Origin of the sequence: Xanthomonas sp. LMG 12459 (genome assembly GCF_009192905.1) — a bacterium.
Classification (GTDB): domain Bacteria; phylum Pseudomonadota; class Gammaproteobacteria; order Xanthomonadales; family Xanthomonadaceae; genus Xanthomonas_A; species Xanthomonas_A sontii.
This window is the reverse complement of the sequence record NZ_NSGT01000097.1, coordinates 1-22,075: the sequence shown is the minus strand read 5'-3', so window position 1 is coordinate 22,075 and position 22,075 is coordinate 1. Positions and strand designations below refer to the sequence as shown.

The following is a 22,075-nucleotide window of genomic DNA, read 5'->3' as shown; positions in this document are numbered from 1 at the left end:
GTTCGCCGCCTCCTGTCCGGTTTCCCGCCGGCAGCGCCACGGGGGCCTTGCTGCGCGCCATCGATTGGCGTGAGCACGAACTGGGCCCGATGGAGCACTGGCCGCGGAGCCTGCTCACGGCGCTGTCGATCTGCCTGAACTCGCGGTTCCCGATGGCGGTGCGCTGGGGCGAGCGCCAGTTCAACCTGTACAACGACGCTTACGTGCCGATCCTCGGGTTGCGGCACCCGCAGGGGTTCGCGCGGCCGATGGAAGAGGTGTGGCCGGACGTCTGGCCCGAGGTGCGGGCGCAGGCCGACCAGGTGATGGCCAGCGGCGAATCGACCTGGAACGAACATATTCCGTTGACGATGATGCGCAACGGCTACGGGGAGCAGGTGTATTTCACCTTCTCCTACAGCCCGCTGTTCGACGACGAGGGCCGCATCGCTGGCGTGCTGTGCGTGTGCACCGAGGACACGGCGCGGATCACCCTGGCGCGCGAACGCGACACGCTGCTGAAGGCGCTGGACGCGCAACGTGCGCAGATGGCCGATGCCTTCGAGCAGTCGCCGGCGGCGCTGGCGATCCTGCGCGGCCCGGATTACGTGATCGAGACCGTCAACCGGCGCTACCAGCAGCTGGTCGGACCGCGCGAGGTGGTCGGCCGGCCGCTGACCGAGGCCATCCCCGAAATCCAGCATCAGGGCGTCATTGGCCTGCTCGACAACGTCCGCACCAGCGGCGTGCCGTTCATCGACGAGTCGATGACCTTCCAGCTGTGCCGCAGTCCGCACGAAGCGACCTCGGACACCACGCTGGAATGCGTGTACCAGCCGATGCACGACGCCGAGGGCCGGGTCAGCGGAATCCTGGTGCATGGCATCGACCGCACCGAACAGGCGCGTGCGCAGGCGCACGACAGCTTCCTGCTGATGCTCGAGGACACCCTGCAGAACCTGCACAGCACCGAAGCCATCTGCGAGACCGGTGCCGCCCTGCTCGGCCAGCACCTCGGCGCCAATCGCTGCGCCTACGCGATCGTCGAGGCCGACGAGGACGTGTTCGACGTGCGCGCCGACTACGTCGACGGCGCCTCGCACCTGACCGGGCGCTCGCGCTTCAGCGATTTCGGCAGCGACCTGCTGGACTGCATGCGCGAAAACCGGCCGTGGGTGGTGCAGGACACCGAGACCCACCAGCCGCCGATGCGCCTGGACGACCCGAACTACCGTCGTCTGGGCATGCGCGCCGTGCTGACCGCACCGCTGCACAAGGCCGGCCGCCTGGTGGCCGCGATCGGCGTGCACCACGCCCAGCCGCGCGTGTGGACCTCGGCCGAGATCGAGCTGGTGCGGCTGGTGGCGGCGCGCTGCTGGGAATCGATGCAACGCGCGGGTGCGCAAAGCGCACTGGCCAGCAGTGCCGCGCGCCTGAGCGAACTGGCCGATGCGATGCCGCAGATCGTGTTCACCGCCATGCCCGACGGCCACGTCGACTACTTCAACCGCCGCTGGTACGAGTACACCGGGCTGCCGGTCGGCGAGGCCGGGTACGACAGTTGGCGCCATGTGCACACCGAGGAAGGCCTGGCGCGGGTGATGGAGGTGTGGCCGGAAGCGCTGCGCAGCGGCAAGCCGTACGAGATCGAGTACCCGCTGCGCCGCCACGACGGCGAGTACCGCTGGCATCTCGGCCGCGCCCTGCCGATCCGCGACGACAGCGGCCGCATCGTGCGCTGGATCGGCACCAATACCGACATCCACGACCGCCGTCTGGTCGAGCAGCGCCTGCAGGAAAGCGAACTGCGCTTCCGCCAGCTGTGCGACAACGCGCCGGTGATGATCTGGATGTCCAATGCCGACGGCGACTGCGAATACATCAGCCGCCAGTGGTATCTGTTCACCGGGCAGAGCGAGCAGGAGGCGCTGGGCAGCGGCTGGCAGGAAATGATCCATGCCGACGACCTGGCCACCGTCGGCCGTACCCTGGCACGCGCCTGCGCCGACCGCCGCGCCTACACCGTGGAATACCGCCTGCGCCGCCACGACGGCGAGTACCGCTGGTGCGTGGACACCGCCACGCCGCGCTTCAGTTCGTCCGGCCAGTTCCTGGGCTTCATCGGTTCGCTGCTGGACATCTCCGAGCGCAAGCGCATCGAGAATGCCACCACCGCCGAGCGCGCGGCGCTGGAGATGATCACCACCGGCAAGCCGCTGAGCACGGTGCTGGAGGCGATCGCGCGCGGCATCGAGTCGCAGAGCGATGTCGGTCTGCGCTGCACCATCATGCTGGTCGACGAGCACCGCCAGTGCCTGCTGGAAGGCGCCGCGCCGAGCATGCCGCCCGCCTTCCGCAAGGCAGTGCAGCGCCTGCCGATCGACCCCAACACCGGCTGCTGCGGGCGCGCCGCCTACCTGCGCCGGCAGGTGCTGTGCAGCGACGTGCGGGTGAACCCGCATTGGCAGGCGTATCTGGCGACCGCCCTGGAGGCGGACATCGTCGCCTGCTGCTCGACGCCGATCCTGGCCAGCGATGGCGAAGTGCTGGGCGTAGTCGCGCTGTACTACCCGTTCGTGCACTACCCCAACCCGCACGAACAGGATCTTGCGCGCTCCGCCTCGCACCTGGCCGGCATCATCATCGAGCGCCGCGGCACCGACCTGCGCCTGCAGCAACTGCTCGCCGCCGAGCAGAGCGCGCGCAGCGAGGCCGAACGCGCCAGCCGCATGAAGGACGAGTTCCTGGCCACGCTCAGCCACGAGCTGCGCACGCCGCTCAACGCCATCCTGGGCTGGTCGCGGCTGATGCAGGACGATGCGGTGCGCGAGAAGGACCTGAGCAAGGGCCTGGAGGTGATCGAGCGCAGCGCGCATTCGCAGGCGCAGATCATCGACGACCTGTTGGACATGAGCGCCATCCTGTCCGGCAAGGTCCGCCTGGAGGCCGGCGAGCTGGACCTGCGCGCACTGCTCAGCGAGACCATCGATGCGGCGCGCCCCGGCGCGCAGAACAAGGGCATCGACATCGTGCTGGTCGCCGACGAAGCGACCGCCCTGCCCTATCTGGGCGATCGGGTGCGGCTGCAGCAGGTGCTGACCAATCTGATCGGCAACGCCATCAAGTTCACCCCCAGCGCCGGCACGGTCACGGTGACCCTGGACAGCACCAGCACCCACGTCCGCATCGCCGTCGGCGATACCGGCATCGGCATCGACCCGGCGTTCCTGCCGCACGTGTTCGACCGCTTCCGCCAAGCCGACGCCAGCAGCACGCGCAGCGCCGGCGGCCTCGGCCTGGGCCTGGCGATCGCCAAGCAGCTGGCCGAACTGCACCAGGGACAGTTGTCGGTCAGCAGCGACGGCGTCGGCCTCGGCGCGACCTTCACCCTGCTGCTGCCGCGCAACGACGTACAGAGCCTGGATCCGATCCGCCGTGGCAACGATACCGCCCTGTCCGGCGGCATGCTGCGGCGTGACGGCATTCGCCTGGATGGCGTGCGCGTGCTGGTGGTGGACGACGACATGGATTCGCGGGGCGTCACCCAGCGCTTCCTGCAGGAAGCCGGTGCCGTGGTCGAGGCCGCGGTCTGCGCCGACGATGCCGAAGCGCTGCTGCGCGAACGGCCCTATGCGCTGCTGGTCAGCGACGTCGGCATGCCGCGCCGCGACGGCCACAGCCTGATCCGCAGCATCCGCGCCCGTGGTGTCGGCGCAGCCAGCCGCATCCCGGCCATCGCGCTGACCGCCTACGTGCGCAGCGAGGATCGCGCGCTGGCCCTGGAGGCCGGCTTCGATGCGCACCTGGGCAAGCCGGTGGATCCGGTCAAGCTGCTCGGGCTGGCCGCATCGCTGGTGGCGCCGGCACCGGCCGCGCTCGCCACCGACCAGAGCCAAAGCGCCGAATCGGCCTGAGTCGGCGCTGCGCGGCTGCACCGTGCGGCCGGCACTGGATGCACCGGCGCGAGCGCGCCGGATTTTTTCTGCTGGAACCTCAGCTGCGCTTGGCGCGCGCGAACGCGTCGGCCAGCGCGCTGTTGACCGGCGCCGCGGCAGCCGGCCGCGGCTTGGCATTGCCGCCGCCCGCATTGCCACGCCCGTCGCGCTCGCGCCGCGGCGGGCCGCCAGCGCCACGCGCGTCGCGGTCGCGGTCGGCCGGACGCGCCGGCGCCGGCGCCGGCGTGTCGTCCAGGCGCCGGGTCAGCGCGATGCGCTTGCGCGCCACGTCCACTTCCAGCACCTTGACCTTGACGATGTCGCCGGCCTTGACCACGTCGCGTGGATCCTTGACGTAGCTGTCCGAGAGCGCGGAGATGTGCACCAGGCCATCCTGATGCACGCCGATGTCGACGAACGCGCCGAAGGCGGCGACGTTGCTGACCACGCCTTCCAGCACCATGCCCGGCTTGAGGTCCTTGATGTCCTCCACGCCGTCGGCGAAGCGCGCCGCCTTGAACTCCGGGCGCGGATCGCGGCCCGGCTTTTCCAGTTCCTTGAGGATGTCGCGCACCGTCGGCAGGCCGAACTTCTCGTCGGTGAACTGGTCCGGCTTGAGGCCGCGCAGGAAGCCGCCGTCGCCGATCAGGGCCTTGATCGGCTTGCCGGTGGCACCGACGATGCGCTCCACTACCGGATAGGCTTCCGGGTGCACCGCCGAAGCGTCCAGCGGCTCCTCGCCATCGGCGATGCGCAGGAAGCCGGCGCATTGTTCGAACGTCTTGTCGCCCAGCCGCGGCACCTTGAGCAGGTCCTTGCGGCGCTTGAACGGGCCGTTGTCGTCGCGGTGGCGCACGATGTTCTCGGCCACGCTCGACGACAGCCCGGACACGCGCGACAGCAGCGCCGCCGAGGCGGTGTTGACGTACACGCCGACCGCGTTCACGCAGTCCTCCACCCGCGCGTCCAGCGCCCGCGCCAGGCGGTACTGGTCGACGTCGTGCTGGTACTGGCCCACGCCGATCGCCTTGGGCTCGATCTTGACCAGTTCCGCCAGCGGATCCTGCAGGCGCCGCGCGATCGACACCGCGCCGCGCAGCGACACGTCGAGCTGCGGGAACTCCTTGGCGGCGAACTCGGACGCCGAATACACCGAGGCACCGGCTTCGCTGACCACGATCTTTTCCAGCTTCAGCTGCGGATTCTGCTTGATCAAGTCCGCAGCCAGCTTGTCGGTCTCGCGGCTGGCGGTGCCGTTGCCGATCGCGATCAGCTCCACGCCGTGCTGCGTGCACAGCTGCCGCAGCGTGTGCAGCGACTGGTCCCACTGCCGGCGCGGCTCGTGCGGATAGATGGTGTCGGTGGCCAGCAGCTTGCCAGTGGCGTCGACCACCGCGATCTTGCAGCCGGTGCGGATGCCCGGGTCCAGGCCCAGGGTCACGCGCGGCCCGGCCGGCGCGGCCAGCATCAGGTCCTGCAGGTTGTCGCCGAACACCGCGATCGCCTCGGCTTCGGCCTTTTCGCGCGCCTGGTTGAACAGGTCCAGCAGCAGGTGCATGTGCAGCTTGGCGCGCCAGGTCAGGCGACAGGCATCCAGCAGCCAGCGGTCGCCCGGACGGCCCTGGTTGGCGATGCCGGCGCGCAGCGCGACGCGGCCTTCGGCGTACTGGTGGCCGGCTTCGGCCTCGCTGCCGGGATCCAGTTCCAGATACACGATCTCCTCGCGGCGCGCGCGGAACAGCGCCAGCAGCCGGTGCGAAGGAATCTTGGCCAGTGCTTCGGCGTGATCGAAGTAGTCGCGGTACTTGGCGCCTTCCTGCTCCTTGCCCTCGGCCACGCGGGCGCGGATGACGCCCACCTCGCCCAGCCAGGTGCGCAGTTCGCCGACCAGTGCGGCATCCTCGCCCCAGCGCTCCATCAGGATCGCGCGCGCGCCTTCCAGCGCGGCCTTGACGTCGGCCACACCCTTGTCGGCATCGACGAAGCCGGCGGCGAAGGTTTCCGGCACCTGGCTCGGATCGGCCAGCAGGCCGTCGGCGAGCGGTTCCAGCCCGGCCTCGCGGGCGATCTGCGCGCGCGTGCGCCGCTTGGGCTTGTAGGGCAGGTAAAGGTCTTCCAGCCGCGACTTGGTGTCGGCGGCGACGATCTCCGCACGCAGTTCGTCGCTGAGCTTGCCCTGCTCGGCGATGCTGGCGAGCACCGCAGTGCGGCGCTCTTCCAGTTCGCGCAGATAGGTCAGGCGCACTTCGAGATTGCGCAACTGGGTGTCGTCGAGCCCGCCGGTGACTTCCTTGCGGTAGCGTGCGATGAACGGGACGCTGGCGCCCTCGTCGAGCAAGGCGATGGCGGCGCGCGCCTGCGCCGGCTGCGCGCCGATCTCGGCTGCGATGGTGTTGGCGATCTGCTGGGCGAGCTGAGTGTCGTGCATTGCGTCCGGCCGAAGCCGCCTTGCGGAAAACCCGCATTTTCGCAGTGCGCGCGCCGCCGGGGAACCCGTTGACAGGCGCGCGCGAAGCTGGCGGCGTCAGGTGACGCCGTTCGGCCCGTCCAGCACCATGCGCACCTTGCGGATCAGTTCCTGGCGGTTGTACGGCTTGGCCAGCACCTCGAACTCGTTGCCGCCGGCATCGGTACGCTCGATCGAGGACTCGGCATAGCCGGTGGTCAGCAGCACCTTGATCTTGGGCCGGCGCCGCCGCGCCTCGCGCGCCAGCATCACCCCGTTGAGGCCGCCGGGCATGATCAGGTCCGAATACAGCAGGTCCACGTGCACGCCGGTATCGAGCAGCTCCAGCGCCTCGCGCGCGTTGTACACCACGTGCGTGGCATAGCCCTGGTCGCCCAGGAACAGGCGCGCCAGTTCGGCGATGTCCGGCCGGTCCTCGACGATCAGGATGGTCTCGTCGCCCTGGCGATCGAACGGGCGGCGCGTGCGCGAATCGCGCGGGGCCATGTTCTCGACGTTGTCGTCGATCGGGAAGTACAGGCGCACGGTGGTGCCGTGGCCCTCCTCCGAATACAGGCGCACCGCGCCGCCGGACTGCTTGGCGAAGCCGTAGACCATGGACAGGCCCAGGCCGGTGCCCTTGCCTTCTTCCTTGGTGGTGAAGAACGGATCCAGCACGCGCGCCAGCACCTCCGGCGGCATGCCGCTGCCGTTGTCGGTGATCGACACGCACACGTAGTGGCCAGGCAGCAGGTTGTCGTAGGTGGTGGGTTCGTCCGCGCGCACCGAGACGTTGCGGGTCTGGATCACCAGACGCGGCGCCGGCTGGTCGGCCATGGCGTCGCGCGCATTGATCAGGATGTTGAGCAGCGCCACTTCGGCCTGGGTCGGGTCGATCCGGCAGTTGCGCAGGTCCGGCGACAGCTCCAGCGAGAACGCGATGCCGTCGCCCAGCGTGCGCTCGGCCACATCGCTCATCCCAGCCACCAGGGCATTGAGATTGAGCACGCGTCCTTCCAGCTTCTGCTTGCGCGCGAACGCCAGCAGCTGCTGGGTCAGGCGCGCGGCCTGGCCGGCGGCATCGCGAGCGCGGTCCACGCTCTTGCGCAGCAGCGACGGATTCAGCGGGTCGCTCTCGACCGCGTGCTCGATCAGTTCCAGATACCCGGACATGACCTGCAGCAGGTTGTTGAAGTCGTGCGCGATGCCGCCGGTGAGCTGGCCCAGCGCCTCCATCTTCTGCGCCTGGCGCAGCGCGTCCTCGGCATCGCGGCGGCGGCTGACGTCCAGTTGCGAACCGAAGAAATACACCAGCTCGCCGCGGTCGTCATACACCGGAGAGATATACAGCGCGTTCCAGAAGCTGGAACCGTCCTTGCGGTAGTTGAGGATCTCCACCGCCACTTCGTCATGCGAGGTAATGGCGTCGCGGACGCTGCGTACGGTCTCGCGATCGGTGTCCGGCCCCTGCAGGAAGCGGCAGTTATTGCCGATCAATTCCTCGCGACCGTAACCGGTCATTTCCAGGAACGCGCGGTTGACGAAGATGATCGGATTGTCCGGCTGCCGCGGATCGGTCACGATCATCGGCATGCGCGTGGTCTGCACCGCAGCGAAGAAGATATCGCTGCGCTGATTGGACATGTCGGTGGGGGCGTTCGGGTCGACGGTCGTCGGCGGCGCCGAGGTGTTGCTGATTTCTGGTGCGGGCATGGTCGGTGGCAGGTCGATGCGAACCGTCGCTGGCCCGCCTAGGCGGGCGGCCACACCGGGGTTCGCACGCCGGCGTCAACGCGAATAATACCTGTGCAAGCGTTCTACCACGATATCGTCCTGCAGCGACTCCAGCGCCATGATCCGCACCTGCCGATCGCTCAATGCCAGCACGCGCTCAACATAGATCTCCGGGCCTGCCTCGGTTTCCTTCATGGACTTGCGGAAACCGTAGGGCACGACGCCCTTCTCTCCGTCCTTGCTGCCACCGATATACAGAACGACCGACATGACGCTTCCTCTACAGGGAATTCGTGGAACTGGCGCGCACCATACACAGCGCCATGTGAGGGACTTCTGCACCGAGATTAATCGCGGCTGTTTGCCCGAACATGACGTCCGCGGCGGCTCACGCGGACTTAACCGGACCTGCGCCTAAGTCGCACATCCTTTCTGCGCCGGGGCGTCATGGATCTCAAGAGCGGTTATCCCTTCTGGTCGGTCCGCAACGGCCTGATGCAGAGCTTTCCGCAGCTGCGCGACGACGTGCGCTGCGATGTCGCGGTCGTCGGCGGCGGTATCACCGGCGCCTTGATCGCCGAAGAACTGAGCGCGCACGGGCATGCCGTGACGGTCCTGGAGCAGCGCGACATCGGCTGGGGCAGCACCGCGGCCAGCACCGCCCTGCTGCAGTACGAGATCGACACCCATCTGATCGATCTGGCCAAGCGCTATGGCGAACCTGCCGCCGCCCTAGCCTACGGCGCCTGCGCGCAGGCGCTGGAGCAGTTGCGCGACCTGGTCCGGCCGCTGCGCGATGTCGACTTCGGCTGGAACGACAGCCTGTACTACGCCAGCAAACGCCGCCACGTGCGGGTGCTGCTGGAAGAGCTGGAAGTGCGCGCGCGACATGGCCTGGACGTGGAATGGCTGGACGCGCAGACGCTGGACGCGGACTACGGCCTGCAGGCGCACGGCGCGATCCTCAGCCACCAGGCGGCACGGGTGGATCCGTACCGCCTCACCTATCGCCTGCTCGGCCGCGCCTTCCGACGCGGCGTCGGCGTCTACGACCGCACCCGCATCGCGCGGATCGTGGTCACTGGCCGCGGCGTGACCCTGCACACCGATCAGGGCGCGCAGGTGCGCGCCGGCCATGTGGTGATGGCCGCCGGCTACGCCAACCAGCACTGGCTGGATCAACGCGTGGCCCGCAACCGCAGCAGCTACGCCTTCGTCAGCGACCCGCTCGAGCCTTCCGTCCTCGGCCCATTGCGCGACACCATGATCTGGGAAAGTGCGCGGCCGTATCTGTACCTGCGCAGCACCGGCAACGGCCGCATCGTCGCCGGCGGCGAGGACGACAGCGTGGACGTGCCGGCGCGCCGCGACGCGCGCGTGGACAGCAAGGCGCGCACGCTGTCGCGCAAGATCGCCAAGGTGATGCCGGGACTGGATTTGCAGCCGACCTTCGCCTGGGCCGGCACCTTCGCCGAGACCGAGGACGGCCTGCCGTTCTTCGGCCCCCACCCGCAGCACGGCCCGCGCGTGCAGTTCGCCATGGCCTACGGCGGCAACGGCATCACCTACAGCATGATCGGCGCCGGCCTGCTGCGCGCCCAGATCGAGCGGCATGCGCACCCGCTCAAGCGCCTGTTCGGTTTTTCCCGGCTCGACTGACCCGAGCCACCAACAAGCGCCACTGGTACATCCGTACGAATGGCTTCAGCCGCGACCGGGGCGTTCCCGGGAAAGCCCGTCGCGGCTGAAGCCGCTCCTGGGCGGCAACGTCGTGCATTGCGAAAGCAGCGGTTTGCGGACGCCACGCGCTCAACCCGTCCCCGGCCACCAACCCCGACCGTACAGCGCATAGCGATCGGCGGCGCGTTCCAATGGATTGCGCACGCTGACCCCGCCGCAGGCCAGGTACACCGGCAGGAACAGCGGCCCGAGCAGCATGTACTGCAGCACGTGCGCACGTTCGTGGTCGCCGAGCCGTACCGCAGGATGCCGGCAACGACCGGCAGCGTGTTCGTAGGTGGCGCAGGCCACGTCCAGATCGTCTGCGCTGAGCAGGATCACGTTGCCCAGCGTCATCGCCCCGCGTGGCCGCATCGGCACGCGTTCGAACACCAGCGCCAGTTCGCGTCGGCTGAAGCGCAGGCGCGCACCGAAGGCCAGCGCGATGGTCCCGACGAGCATGCCCAGGACAGTGTTCGGCGAGGTCCAGAGAACGCCGACGGCGATGCCGGCACGGCGCCAGACCCGCGACAGCGGCCGCGTCAATCGGCTTCGTTGGGAATCAGCAGCCACAGGATCAGATAGACCAGGATGCCGGGGAAGGCGGCCGAGACGATCGACCCGACCACGTACAGCACCCGCAGCAGCGTCGCATTCCAGCCGAAGCGGTGGGCGATCCCGCCCATCACGCCCGCGATCATGCGGTCGTTCAACGAGCGCGACAGCGAACGGGGTTGCGACATGGCAGCGGCTCCAGCGACGGCGGCTAGCTCACTCTACGCGCGCCGGCGCGGGCGCGGCGTGACGGCGCAATGCCGCCAATTGTTGCTCGAACCAGGCCGCCGCCTCCTGCTCCGGCCGGCCAGGACAGGCGACACGGTAGGCGCTTCCGCTGACGCTGCTGCGGCTGGCGCCGCGCGCGATGAACTGCTCGGCGCTGTCCACCAGGTCGCGCGAACGCAGTGCCGCATACTTGCGCTGCAGATGCGCCTCGGCCTCGCGACCGGAGTACCAGGTCCCGTTGCGTTGGAACCGGCACGGCGAGGACTGCAACGCCGCCAGCAGTCCGCGGATTTCACGGTCGGCCGCGGCCGCAGGCGCAGCGATGCCGCGCTCCACGCTCAGCCAGGCCAGCGCCACCGCCAAGACGACGCCAGCAAGACGCGCCCCTGGCGGCACGACGCGTCGCCGCTGGCGCTCAGTGCCCGCCATCGCGCTCGGCCAGCCACTGATGGAGCGCCGCCGGCACTTCGCGTTGGGCGCGGCCGGAGACGTAGATACCGATATGGCCGCCGCGGAAACTCAGTTCGGCGTAGTCGCGGCTGCCGACCACGCCGCGCAGCGCCCGCGACGCGTCCGGCGGCACCAGGTGGTCCTGCTCGGCATAGACGTTGAGCACCGGCATGGTGACCCGACCCAGGTCCACCGTGTGCGCACCGATGCGCGCGCGCCCGTGCATCAGCGCGTTGTCCTGATAGAACTGCTTGACGAACTCGCGGAAGGTCTCGCCGGCCAGATCCGGCGAATCGAAGATCCATTTCTCCATGCGCAGGAAGTCCTCCAGCGCCCGCGGATCGTCGAGGATGTCGAGCAGGCCGACGTACTTCTGCAGGTTCAGGCGGAACGGCTTGAGCATCAGGTAGCTGACGTTCATCAGGTCCGCCGGCACGTTGCCCAGCGTGTCCACGAACAGGTCGACGTCGACCTGGCGCGCCCAGTTGGACAGCATGTTGTCCGGGGTGTGGAAATCCACCGGGGTGACCATGGTGACCAGGTTGCGCACCTTCTCCGGCTGCAGCGCGGAGTAACACAGCGAGAACGTGCCGCCCTGGCAGATACCGAGCATGTTGACCGGGGCGCCGTCGCCGGCCGCGCGCAGGTGGTCCACCGCGCCGTCGATGTAGCGCAGCAGGTAGTCCTCCAGCGTCAGGTAGCGCTCGGAACGGTCCGGGTAGCCCCAGTCGAGTACGTAGACGTCCTCGCCCAGCGCCAGCAGTCCCTGCACCAGCGAGCGGTCCGCCTGCAGGTCGACCATGTACGGGCGGTTGACCAGGGCATAGACGATCAGCAGCGGCACCTTGGTGGTGGGCGGGCGTTCGCCGACGAAGCGGTACAGCACCACCTTGCCGTCGCGCCACACTTCCTGGCGCGCGGTGGCGCCGTAGTCCACCGTGTCCAGGCCCGGCAGCACGCGCAGACCTTCGAGCAGCTTGCGCTGCAGCTCCAGGGTTTCCTGGACCAGATCGTCGCTGCTGAAACTCAGCGGTCCCTTCATGCGCGACTCCGGCGTGCCGCCGGCGTGGTCCCGGCCCGCCGCGACGTGGCGGCGGGCGTGGCCTTCGCTGGCGTGGCGGCGTTGGATTTGGATTTGGGCGCGGCGGCTGCCGCCCGCGCAGGGGCCGACCTGGCCGCGCTCTTCCTGGGGCTTCTCTGCGGCGCAGCCGGGGCCGTGGCAACCGGTGCAGGTCCGGCTGCGGCAGTCGCGCCCTGCCCTTCGCCGCGCTCCAGTCGTCGCAGCCGCCGTTCCAGGTCGGCGATGCGCCGATGCGCGGCATCCAGTTCGGTACGCGTGGGCAGGCCCACCTGCTCGCACACCTGCTCGGTCTCGCGCTGCAGCAGGGCGCGCAGGCGCATCTGCGCGTTCGCGACGTCGGCATAGACCTGGCGGAACTCCGGCGACAGCGCGGCCGCCGCATACGCTTCCTCGGCCGCGTCGATCCACAGATCGAACATCGCCCGCGCGTTGGTCAGTTGCCGGCCCGGATCCTCGTGCGCGCGCAGCTTCTCCTCGAACAGGCCGAAGGCGCGGTCGATGGCGCCCTGCAGCAGTCCCAGATAGGCCTGCAACTGCGCCTGATAGTCCTGCTGGGCCTTGGCCAGCGCCCGCCAGCGTGCCTGGTGGTTGCGCGCCGGGCCGAACCCGGGCATCTGCAACCATGGGCCACTGTCGCGTTGCAGGCCCTGCAGCCACTGCGCCGCCTGCTGCAGCCAGGGGTCGATCCCGGCCTGGCCGGCCCCGCGCACCGCACCCAGCAGCCACTGCAGCAACTGCTCGCGTTGACCCTGTACCTGTCGCTTCCAGGCGTCGGCGACGTCGGCACTGCTGGCGTCGCGACCGGCGAACTGCGCCGCCACCTGCTGCATCGCGCCGAGCCAGTCGCCGGCCTGCTGCTGGAACTGCGCCAGCGCGTCCTCGGCCTGCGGCGCGCTGCCGCGCGGCAGCCACTGGCTCCAGGCCGCGATCGCCTCGCGCCAGGAACCGGCGCCATCGCCAGCCGCGGGCGACGCAGGGCCCGCGGCGCCCTGGCGCAACGCGGCGCTCCAGGCCTCCCAGTACTGCCGCGTCATCGCCTCGAAATCGCCGGCGCCACCGCCGCTAGCCTTCATCGCCACTCTCCAGACCTGGCCAGCGATGATAGCAACCCGCTGCGATCAGGGCTTGGGGATGCGTAGCGTCTTGCTGATCATCAGCGAGCCGGAGAGCGCGAACAGCAGCGCCAGCGGGTGCAGCAGCCACGGCCCCAACCGCCACTCGCCCCACCACAAGGCGTCGCCGATATGGCCCAGGTGCGCGGCGATCGCCAGCACGATGACCAGGCCCAGGCTGCTCGGGATCGGCGTGCCCTCGAAGTACGGCACCTTGTCGCCGTCGCCGGCGATCTGCTCGGCGGTGACGTTGTAGCGGGCCAGGCGGCTGACCCCGCAGCAGACGAAGAAGCTCAGCACCAGCCAGTCCCAGCCGCCCTGCATGCCGCAGGCGTAGGCCAGCGCCGCCGGGGCCACGCCGAAGGAGATCACGTCGGCGAGCGAGTCCAGCTCGCGGCCCAGGGTCGAGGACGACTTGCGCCAGCGCGCCACCCGCCCGTCCAGCGCGTCGAACACGAATGCCAGCGGGATCAGCGCCATGCCGAACAGCAGGTCGCTGCGGCGGCCGTCCTGCAGAAAGCGCATCGCCGCGAACACCGCGCCGGTGCCGCAGAAGGCGTTGGCGAGGGTGAACCAGTCGGCCAGCTGGAACTCGCGCAGCATGGAGAAGTGGCGTTTCATCGGCATAACGTGGCGGATCCGGCGTGAGCGGCGAGCGACGGCACAGGGTAGCGTGGCGCCGCCGCACTGGCGAGCGGCCGCTGCCAGGCGTCACGGCGCGCTGCTACGCTGATCGCCCCCCACTCCGCGCAGGTACTCCCCATGCAGACCGTCCTGATCACCGGTGCCGCCAGCGGCATCGGCGCCGGCATCGCCCACGCACTGGCCGCCGACGGCCGCCACATCGTCGTCAGCGACCTCGACCTCGAGGCCGCCGAAACGGTCGCCGCGCAGGTGCGCCAGGCCGGCGGCTCGGCCGAAGCGGTGGCGCTGGACGTGACCAGCGCGGACAGCATCGCCGCGGCGCTGGCGGCCGTCAGCCGGCCGGTGGACGTGCTGGTCAACAACGCCGGGCTGCAGCATGTGGCGCCGCTGCAGGAGTTCCCGATGGACAAGTGGAGCCTGCTGGTGGAGGTGATGCTGACCGGGGTCGCCCGGCTGACCCAGGCGGTGCTGCCGGGCATGCGCGAACGCGGCTTCGGCCGCATCGTCAACATCGGCAGCATCCACTCGCTGGTCGCCAGCCCGTACAAGAGCGCCTACGTCGCCGCCAAGCACGGCCTGGTCGGCTTCTCCAAGGTGATCGCACTGGAGACCGCCGACACCGACATCACCATCAACACGCTCTGCCCCAGCTACGTGAAAACGCCGCTGGTGGACAAGCAGATCGCCGACCAGGCGCGCACCCGCGGCATTTCCGAAGCCGACGTGATCGCCCAGGTGATGCTCAAGCCGATGCCCAAGGGCGTGTTCATCGCCTACGACGAACTGGCGGGCTGTGTGGCGTTCCTGGCCTCGCCGGCGGCGCGCAACATCACCGCGCAGACCATCGCCATCGATGGCGGCTGGACCGCGCAGTAGCGTTGCGGCAAGCGCGCACGTGCGCCTGCTGGATCGTGCGATCGACGCTGGTCAAATTTTCGCCATTGCGGCGGCGGCCGTTGCGGCACAACGCCACCGGCATCTTATCCACAGCGTTCGTGCGCTTTCATCCACACCGGCTGTGGAGAAGCGCGACCGGGACTGATGAGATTTTCGCCACCCGGCAGAATCGGACAGCCATTTCAGCGACTTGCGACGCTTGCCCACAGGCTTGTGCAGCATCGATCCACAGCTACTGTGGACAAGACGGAAGCGGTGTCGCGCGAGCGTTCGACCGAGCGGCGCGCCGGCCCCTCGCCCATCCCCCGACGGGAAGGGCAGAGGCTGTTCCTTCTCCCGACGGGAGAAGGTTGCCCGAAGGGCCGGATGAGGGTACGGGCGAAACCTGGTGCAACCAAACATCGCGAGACACTTGGCGCCGCACCCTCGCCCCCCAAACTCCGCGAGTCGCTTTCGCGCCGTACCCTCACCCCAACCCCTCTCCCGATGGGAGAGGGGCTTTACGGCAGCGCGAGCGTGTCGGACCCGCGAGTCGCGCCAGGACTGCATGCATCCGTCGCGGTACGGCATGCCCCCGTGGAACGGGCGCGGATCGCCGTCGAACACCAACTGTTCCTTCTCCCGTCGGGAGAAGGTGGCCCGAAGGGCCGGATGAGGGTACGGGCGAAGCCTGGCGCAACCAAACTCCACGAGTCGCTTTCGCGCCGTACCCTCACCCCAACCCCTCTCCCGATGGGAGAGGGGCGTTACGGCAACGCAAGCGCGTCAGACCCGCGAGTAGCGCCAGGACTGCATGCGTCCGTCGCGGTATGGCATGACCCCGTGGAACGGGCGCGGGTCGCCATCGAACACCAGCGGCAGGAAATGGCGATCGCCCTCCCACAGCGGCAGCGTGTCCATCTGCGCGATCGGCACCCAGGCCAGCGTGCCCTCGGCGTTCTCGGCGAACGGCTCGCCCGCGTAGGCCTCGATCAGGAACACGAAGCCCAGCCAGTCCTCGCCGTGCTTGCCGAACCCCGGCCAGCTGATGGTGCCGCGCAACTGCAGCGCCTCGCAGGTGATGCCGGCCTCCTCCAGGATCTCGCGGCGCATGCCGGCCAGGACGTCCTCGTCCGCCTCCACCTTGCCGCCCAGGCCGTTGTACTTGCCCAGGTGATGGTCGCCGGGTCTGGCATTGCGATGGACCAGCAGCACCTGGCTGCGATCGGGCGAGAGCACGTAGCCCAAGGTGGCGACGATGGGGGTGTAAGGCATGCGACGAAGGCAGAGGACGACGGGCGCGCAGTATGCCGTAACCGTGCCGTCGCCTGGTCCAGCCTGTGGCTAGACGGCGGGCGTCGCCGTGTCCTGCGCCGCGCGCGGCAACGGCGGCGCCGACCGCAGCGTGGCCACGCCGTGGCCGCGCTCGGCCAGGTATTCCAGCCATTTGCCGAGGAAGGTGTTCATGCGCATGCGGTGGCTGATCAGTTCCGCCGGCGGCGGGTACAGCCCCATCACGTCCTGCCAGCGGCGGCCGACATAGCAATGCGTGGTCTCGGCCTGACGCGCGTCAAGGTACAGGCGCACGTAGGCCGACGGGTCCGGCTCGCCGGTCAGCGGGTCGCACAGATCGTAGGTCAGGCGCAGTTCGACGGTGTAGCGGTGACGCTCGATCACGTCCAGGCGCAGGTCCAGGCCGTCGCCGATGCTGGACACGTAGCTGCCGGCGGCCAGGTCGGCCGGCACGAACAGGCGGTTCAGGTGCAGATAGTTCTCGGCGTACAGCCCCATCAGCCAGCCGAAACGGCTGAGCCGGGGGATGCGTTCGCTGCGGGTCATGGCGTGCTGCATGGACCGATCCTACACGCTGGATCGCGCCGGCGGCAGCATTGACGGATCGGCGCCAGCGGCCTACCGTGGAAATCCCTGCGAGGACGTGCGGAAATGCCGTCGCCGCCAGGAACGGCCCCGCCCGACCGGCGCGCGCTGGCCAATCACACCCTCTCTCAGAACATCTCGCGCTGCAGTCCCAGCGTCGCCAGCACCTTGCTGGAAATCTCCTCGATCGAGGTATGCGTGGTGCTCAGGGTCGGAATCCGCTCCATGCGGAACATGGTTTCGGCCGCCGCCACTTCGCGCCGGCAGGTCTCGGCGTTGGAATAGCGCGAATTCGGCCGCCGCTCCTGGCGGATCTGCTGCAGCCGCTCCGGATCGATGGTCAGCCCGAACAGCTTGTTGCGATACGCGCGCAGCCGCGGCGGCAGCCGATCGCTCTCCAGGTCCTCGTCGGTCAACGGATAGTTCGCCGCGCGCACGCCGTAATGCAGCGCCAGGTAGATGCAGGTCGGGGTCTTGCCCGCGCGCGACACGGCCACCAGGATCACGTCGGCTTCGTCGTAGGTGAGCGCGATGCCGTCGTCGTGCGCGAGCGCGAAGTTCATCGCGTTGATGCGGCGGTGGTAGGTCTCGAAGTCGACCAGACCATGCGCCTGTCCCACCCGCGAGTGCCGCGGCGCGTTCAATTCGCGCTCCAGCGGCTCGATGAAGGGCGCGAACACGTCGAGCATCAGCGCCCCGCTCTCGGCCAGCAGCATGCTCAGTTGCGGATCGACGCAGGAGTTGACCACGATCGGCCGAACCTGATAGCGCTCCCCTGCGGCATGGATCCGCTGCGCGGCGTCGCGGGCTTTTTCCGGATCGTCGACGAACGACATGCGGTCGGTGACGAAGCTGAAACCGCTGAACTGGGTGAGCAGGCTATGCCCAATGGTTTCAGCGGTGATACCGGTTCCATCGGACACGTAGAACACCGGTCTGATCGTCGACATTGCCTGCATTCTCCTGGCTGAAACCCAACGGATGCGCCCGCTTCGCTTGTGCCGGCTCGGGTGCGCACTGCATCATATCGGCTTCTTCCCTCACGGACGCGGCCATTCAGCCCGCCTCGGGCGATGGCCTAACGGAGCATCGCGCTTGAACGAGAACATCCTGTGGTTGCATGAGCTGCGCCTGGCCGACCTGGCTCGCGTCGGTGGCAAGAATTCCTCCCTTGGCGAAATGATCGGCAACCTGGCGGGGCTCGGCGTATCGGTGCCCGGCGGCTTCGCCACCACGGCCGAAGCGTTCAAGGCCTTCGTCGCCCACAACGATCTGTACCAGCGCATCTTCGACAAGCTGGCCACGCTGGACGTGGAAGACGTGGGCGCGCTGACCGCCGCCGGCAAGGAAATCCGCGGCTGGGTGATCGACGCGCCGCTGCAGCCGGAGCTGGACCAGGCGATCCGCGACGCCTACGCGCAACTGTGCAACGAGAACGGTGGCGGCGACATCGCGGTCGCGGTGCGCTCCTCGGCCACCGCCGAAGACCTGCCCGACGCCAGCTTCGCCGGCCAGCAGGAGACCTTCCTCAACGTGACCGGCGCCGACGACGTGGTGCACAAGGTCAAGGAAGTCTTCGCCAGCCTCTACAACGATCGCGCCATCGCCTACCGCGTGCACCACGGCTTCAAGCACGAGGACGTGTTCCTCTCGGCCGGCGTGCAACTGATGGTGCGCTCCGGCGTCGGCGCCTCCGGCGTGCTGTTCACCCTGGACACCGAGTCCGGTTTCCGCGACGTGGTGTTCGTTACCTCGAGCTTCGGCCTCGGCGAAATGGTCGTGCAGGGCGCAGTCAATCCCGACGAGTTCTACGTTTACAAGCCCACCCTCAAGGCCGGCAAGCCGGCGATCCTGCGCCGCTCGCTGGGCAGCAAGCTGATCCGCATGGTGTATTCGGACGTGCCGGGCGAGCGCGTGCGCATCGAGGACACCCCGGCCGAGCTGCGCAACACCTTCTCGATCAACGACGAGGACGTGCAGGAACTGGCCAAGCAGGCGCTGGTGATCGAGCAGCACTACCAGCGGCCGATGGACATCGAATGGGCGAAGGACGGCGTCAGCGGCAAGCTGTTCATCGTGCAGGCGCGCCCGGAGACGGTGAAGTCGCGCGGCCACGCCACCCAGATCGAACGCTTCGCGCTGCAGCAGCGCGGCGAGGTGATCGCCGAAGGCCGTGCGATCGGCCAGAAGATCGGCGCCGGCGTCGCGCGCGTGGTGCGCAGCCTGGAAGACATGAACCGGGTGCAGCCCGGCGACGTGCTGGTCGCGGACATGACCGACCCCGATTGGGAGCCGGTGATGAAGCGCGCCTCGGCGATCGTCACCAACCGCGGCGGCCGCACCTGCCACGCGGCGATCATCGCCCGCGAGCTGGGCGTGCCGGCCGTGGTCGGCACCGGCAACGCGATGGAACTGGTCGAGGACGGCAAGGAAGTGACGGTGAGCTGCGCCGAAGGCGACACCGGCTACATCTATGGCGAGCGCCTGCCGTTCGAGCGCACCACCACGGATCTGGGCAACATGCCGCCGGCGCCGCTGAAGATCATGATGAACGTGGCCAACCCGGAGCGCGCGTTCGACTTCGGCCAGTTGCCCAACGCCGGCATCGGCCTGGCGCGCCTGGAGATGATCATCGCCGCGCATATCGGCATCCATCCCAACGCGCTGCTGGAATACGCCAAGCAGGACGCGGCGACCAAGAAGAAGATCGACGAGAAGATCGCCGGCTACGCCGACCCGGTGAGCTTCTACGTCAATCGCCTGGCCGAAGGCATCGCCACGCTGACCGCGTCGGTGGCGCCGCACCCGGTGATCGTGCGCCTGTCGGACTTCAAGTCCAACGAGTACGCCAACCTGATCGGCGGCAGCAACTACGAACCGCACGAAGAGAACCCGATGATCGGCTTCCGCGGCGCCAGCCGCTACGTCGATCCGAGCTTCGCCGCCGCGTTCGCGCTGGAATGCAAGGCGGTGCTCAAGGTCCGCAACGAGATGGGCCTGGACAACATGTGGGTCATGATCCCGTTCGTGCGCACCCTCGAGGAAGGCCGCAAGGTCGTCGAGGTGTTGGCCAGCAACGGCCTGCGCCAGGGCGAGAACGGCCTGAAGATCATCATGATGTGCGAGGTGCCGTCGAACGCGCTGCTGGCCGAGGAATTCCTGGAGATCTTCGACGGCTTCTCGATCGGTTCGAACGACCTGACCCAGCTCACCCTGGGCCTGGACCGCGACTCCTCGATCGTGGCGCACCTGTTCGACGAGCGCAATCCGGCGGTCAAGAAGATGCTGTCGATGGCGATCAAGGCCGCGCGCGCCAAGGGCAAGTACGTGGGCATCTGCGGCCAGGGTCCTTCGGATCACCCCGACCTGGCCGAGTGGCTGATGCAGGAAGGCATCGAATCGGTCTCGTTGAACCCCGACACCGTGGTCGACACCTGGCTGCGCCTGGCCAAGCTGAAGAGCAAGGGGTGATGCGATGCAGTCGTGGCTGACGGCACTGACGGCGGCCACGACCGCTGCGCCGGCGACGCGGGCGGCGCGCCCGTTCGACTGGCGGACGCTGGACTGGGCGCAGTACGCGCTCAACTGGGGCGTGGCGATCCTGATCCTGGTGGTCGGGATGTGGATCGCCAAGCGCCTGAGCGAATGGCTGCGCAGCGCCCTGCTGCGCGCACGGGTGGAAGCCACGCTCAGCAATTTCCTGCGCAACGTCGCCTATGCGTTGATGCTGGTGCTGGTGCTGGTCACCGCGCTGCAGAAGATCGGCGTGCCGCCGACCTCGCTGTTCGCCGTGCTCGGCGCCGCCGGCCTGGCGGTGGGCCTGGCGCTGAAGGACTCGCTGTCCAACATCGCCTCCGGGGTCATGCTGATCGTGCTGCGGCCGATGCGCGACGGCGACCACGTGGTGGTGGCCGGCCAGGAAGGCGTGGTCGACGAGATCCGGATCTTCCAGACCCGCATCCGCACCTTCGACGAGCGCATGGTGACCCTGCCCAACAGCACCATCACCACCGCGCCGATCGTCAACTACAGCACCCTGCCCAACCGGCGCCTGGAGATCACCGTCGGCGTCGGCTACGGCGACGACCTGAAGAAGGCGCAGGAGCTGTTGCTGAAGATCGCCCAGGACAATCCGAACATCCTGAAGACGCCCGCCCCGTTCGTGCAGGTCACCAACCTGGGCGAGAGCACGGTGGACCTGATGCTGTTCGGCTACGCCAAGAACAGCGATTTCGGCGCGGCCAAGAGCAGCACGCTGGAGCAGATCCGCAACCAGTTGCTGGAGAACGGGCTGAGCATTCCGTATCCGCAGCGCGACCTGCACGTGTACCACCACGATGCCGACGGGCGCCCGATCGCCGAGCTGCTGACCAAGGGCGTCACCGACGACGGCGAGACCAAGCCGGGACCGCCGCTGGCGCGCTGAGCGGCGGCGTCAGCGCCTGCATTCCCTGCGCGACTGTATCCGCCCGACGATCGTCTGGCGGTCTCCCGCATGCGCCTCGACGGCGTCTGGATCGCGGATCAGCCCTCGCCTTGCCCGCCCAGCCTGCCCATGAACGGACGGTAGTAACGCAGTTCGTCGATGGAATCGTGCACGTCGCTGAGCGCGGTGTGCGAGGAGGTCTTGGTCAGGCCGGCCGACACCGTCGGCGCCCAGCGCCGCGCCAGTTCCTTCAGCGTCGACACGTCCAGGTTGCGGTAGTGGAAGAAGCGCTCCAGCCGCGGCATCTGCCGGTGCAGGAAACGCCGGTCCTGGCAGATCGAGTTGCCGCACATCGGCGAAGTGCCAGACTTGCACCACTGGGTCAGGAACGCCATGGTCTCGGCCTCGGCCTGGGCCAGCGTGACCTGGCTGTCGAGCACGCGCTGCCACAGGCCGGAGTGGCGGTGCTGGTTGCGGTTCCACTCGTCCATCGCCTCCAGCGTCTGCAGCGAATGGGCGATGGCGAACTCCGGGCCCTCGGCCAGCACGTTGAGTTGCGCGTCGGTCACCACCGTGGCGATTTCGATGATCGAATCGCGATCGGTATCCAAGCCGGTCATTTCCAGATCGATCCAGATCAGCCGATCGTTCGCCACGTGCGCTTGCGCCATATCACCGTCCTGTCGTTCGCGGCGGCGAGGCCGGCGCGGAAGTGTCGTATCAGGCTTCAATGATACCGCGCGGCCTGCGCGACCGGCAGGGGCTGGCCGCTCACGCGCCCAGCGGCGGCTTGCCGCGCTTGGCGCGGAAATAGTTGGTCAGGCGCGTGCTGGCCTCTGCCGCCAGCACCCCGCCGCGGACCTGCACGCGGTGGTTGTGGCGCGGATCGGCGAGCAGGTCGAACACGCTGCCGCAGGCGCCGGTCTTGGGATCGGTGGCGGCATAGACCAGTTCCGCCACCCGCGCGTGCACCACCGCCATCGCGCACATCGCGCACGGCTCCAGGGTCAC

19 protein-coding genes and 1 pseudogene are annotated in these 22,075 nt (G+C 68.6%); 5 read left to right on the top strand and 15 right to left on the bottom strand.

Going from position 1 to position 22,075, the window contains the following annotated elements; all coding sequences use genetic code 11:
* Nucleotides 1–89 precede the first annotated feature (89 nt).
* Nucleotides 90–3,893: a PAS domain-containing protein gene (locus CEK65_RS18690; RefSeq protein ID WP_226980640.1), complete on the top strand. Its 3,804-nt coding sequence runs from the start codon at nt 90–92 to the stop codon at nt 3,891–3,893.
* Nucleotides 3,894–3,972: 79 nt separating this feature from the next.
* Here CEK65_RS18690 and CEK65_RS18685 read toward each other — a convergent pair whose 3' ends face one another.
* The 3 genes from CEK65_RS18685 to CEK65_RS18675 all read right to left on the bottom strand — a co-directional run bounded on the left by CEK65_RS18685 (nt 3,973) and on the right by CEK65_RS18675 (nt 8,364).
* Nucleotides 3,973–6,342 (bottom strand): Tex family protein, encoded by a 2,370-nt coding sequence (locus CEK65_RS18685; protein WP_152182635.1) that lies wholly within the window; start codon nt 6,340–6,342, stop codon nt 3,973–3,975.
* A gap of 96 nt (nt 6,343–6,438) precedes the next feature.
* Nucleotides 6,439–8,004, bottom strand: a complete 1,566-nt coding sequence (locus CEK65_RS18680) for a hybrid sensor histidine kinase/response regulator (protein ID WP_230979331.1) — start codon at nt 8,002–8,004, stop codon at nt 6,439–6,441.
* Nucleotides 8,005–8,148: 144 nt separating this feature from the next.
* Nucleotides 8,149–8,364, bottom strand: a complete 216-nt coding sequence (locus CEK65_RS18675) for a hypothetical protein (protein WP_017907884.1) — start codon at nt 8,362–8,364, stop codon at nt 8,149–8,151.
* 177 nt (nt 8,365–8,541) lie between these two features.
* Between CEK65_RS18675 and CEK65_RS18670 the strand changes: the two genes are divergently transcribed.
* Nucleotides 8,542–9,753, top strand: coding sequence for an FAD-dependent oxidoreductase (locus CEK65_RS18670; RefSeq protein WP_150409143.1), 1,212 nt, complete (start codon nt 8,542–8,544; stop codon nt 9,751–9,753).
* 150 nt (nt 9,754–9,903) lie between these two features.
* On the opposite strand, the gene CEK65_RS18665 is transcribed toward CEK65_RS18670, so the two are convergent.
* Genes CEK65_RS18665 through CEK65_RS18640 form a run of 6 tightly spaced genes read right to left on the bottom strand, consistent with a single transcriptional unit; the run spans nt 9,904 to nt 13,860 of the window.
* Nucleotides 9,904–10,359 (bottom strand): hypothetical protein, encoded by a 456-nt coding sequence (locus CEK65_RS18665; protein WP_017913022.1) that lies wholly within the window; start codon nt 10,357–10,359, stop codon nt 9,904–9,906.
* Nucleotides 10,356–10,556, bottom strand: a complete 201-nt coding sequence (locus CEK65_RS18660; RefSeq protein ID WP_026144177.1) for a PspC domain-containing protein — start codon at nt 10,554–10,556, stop codon at nt 10,356–10,358. The genes CEK65_RS18665 and CEK65_RS18660 overlap by 4 nt, the downstream gene beginning before the upstream one ends.
* A gap of 28 nt (nt 10,557–10,584) precedes the next feature.
* On the bottom strand, nt 10,585–10,959 hold the full coding sequence (locus CEK65_RS18655) for a DUF5329 family protein (protein ID WP_148828215.1): 375 nt from the start codon (nt 10,957–10,959) through the stop codon (nt 10,585–10,587).
* Nucleotides 10,960–11,011: 52 nt separating this feature from the next.
* Nucleotides 11,012–12,088, bottom strand: a complete 1,077-nt coding sequence (locus tag CEK65_RS18650; RefSeq protein ID WP_017913020.1) for a class III poly(R)-hydroxyalkanoic acid synthase subunit PhaC — start codon at nt 12,086–12,088, stop codon at nt 11,012–11,014.
* Nucleotides 12,085–13,200: a class III poly(R)-hydroxyalkanoic acid synthase subunit PhaE gene (gene phaE / locus CEK65_RS18645; protein WP_152182634.1), complete on the bottom strand. Its 1,116-nt coding sequence runs from the start codon at nt 13,198–13,200 to the stop codon at nt 12,085–12,087. The genes CEK65_RS18650 and phaE overlap by 4 nt, the downstream gene beginning before the upstream one ends.
* Nucleotides 13,201–13,245: 45 nt before the next feature.
* On the bottom strand, nt 13,246–13,860 hold the full coding sequence (locus tag CEK65_RS18640) for a CDP-alcohol phosphatidyltransferase family protein (protein WP_017909499.1): 615 nt from the start codon (nt 13,858–13,860) through the stop codon (nt 13,246–13,248).
* Nucleotides 13,861–14,001: 141 nt separating this feature from the next.
* Here CEK65_RS18640 and CEK65_RS18635 point away from each other — a divergent pair, with 141 nt between their 5' ends.
* Nucleotides 14,002–14,760, top strand: a complete 759-nt coding sequence (locus CEK65_RS18635) for a 3-hydroxybutyrate dehydrogenase (protein ID WP_017917158.1) — start codon at nt 14,002–14,004, stop codon at nt 14,758–14,760.
* 543 nt (nt 14,761–15,303) lie between these two features.
* Here the strand turns inward: CEK65_RS18635 and CEK65_RS18630 are convergent.
* The 4 genes and pseudogenes from CEK65_RS18630 to CEK65_RS18615 all read right to left on the bottom strand — a co-directional run.
* Nucleotides 15,304–15,390 (bottom strand): annotated as a pseudogene (locus CEK65_RS18630) (7,8-dihydro-8-oxoguanine triphosphatase); the annotation flags it as partial.
* A 156-nt stretch (nt 15,391–15,546) separates the two neighbouring features.
* On the bottom strand, nt 15,547–16,035 hold the full coding sequence (locus CEK65_RS18625) for an 8-oxo-dGTP diphosphatase (RefSeq protein WP_148828211.1): 489 nt from the start codon (nt 16,033–16,035) through the stop codon (nt 15,547–15,549).
* Nucleotides 16,036–16,104: 69 nt separating this feature from the next.
* Entirely contained in the window at nt 16,105–16,611 is a 507-nt protein-coding gene (locus CEK65_RS18620) for a DUF1249 domain-containing protein (RefSeq protein WP_043092077.1), read from the bottom strand.
* A gap of 155 nt (nt 16,612–16,766) precedes the next feature.
* Nucleotides 16,767–17,588: a pyruvate, water dikinase regulatory protein gene (locus CEK65_RS18615; protein ID WP_010342958.1), complete on the bottom strand. Its 822-nt coding sequence runs from the start codon at nt 17,586–17,588 to the stop codon at nt 16,767–16,769.
* A gap of 145 nt (nt 17,589–17,733) precedes the next feature.
* Here CEK65_RS18615 and ppsA point away from each other — a divergent pair, with 145 nt between their 5' ends.
* Both ppsA and CEK65_RS18605 read left to right on the top strand, forming a co-directional pair.
* Entirely contained in the window at nt 17,734–20,109 is a 2,376-nt protein-coding gene (gene ppsA, locus CEK65_RS18610) for a phosphoenolpyruvate synthase (RefSeq protein WP_043092078.1), read from the top strand.
* 4 nt (nt 20,110–20,113) lie between these two features.
* Nucleotides 20,114–21,064: a mechanosensitive ion channel family protein gene (locus CEK65_RS18605; RefSeq protein ID WP_017909494.1), complete on the top strand. Its 951-nt coding sequence runs from the start codon at nt 20,114–20,116 to the stop codon at nt 21,062–21,064.
* A 98-nt stretch (nt 21,065–21,162) separates the two neighbouring features.
* On the opposite strand, the gene orn is transcribed toward CEK65_RS18605, so the two are convergent.
* Nucleotides 21,163–21,735, bottom strand: coding sequence for an oligoribonuclease (orn, locus tag CEK65_RS18600; protein WP_152182633.1), 573 nt, complete (start codon nt 21,733–21,735; stop codon nt 21,163–21,165).
* Nucleotides 21,736–21,835: 100 nt separating this feature from the next.
* The coding region (locus CEK65_RS18595) for a nucleoside deaminase (RefSeq protein WP_193314836.1) at nt 21,836–22,075 on the bottom strand (240 nt) is incomplete at its 5' end.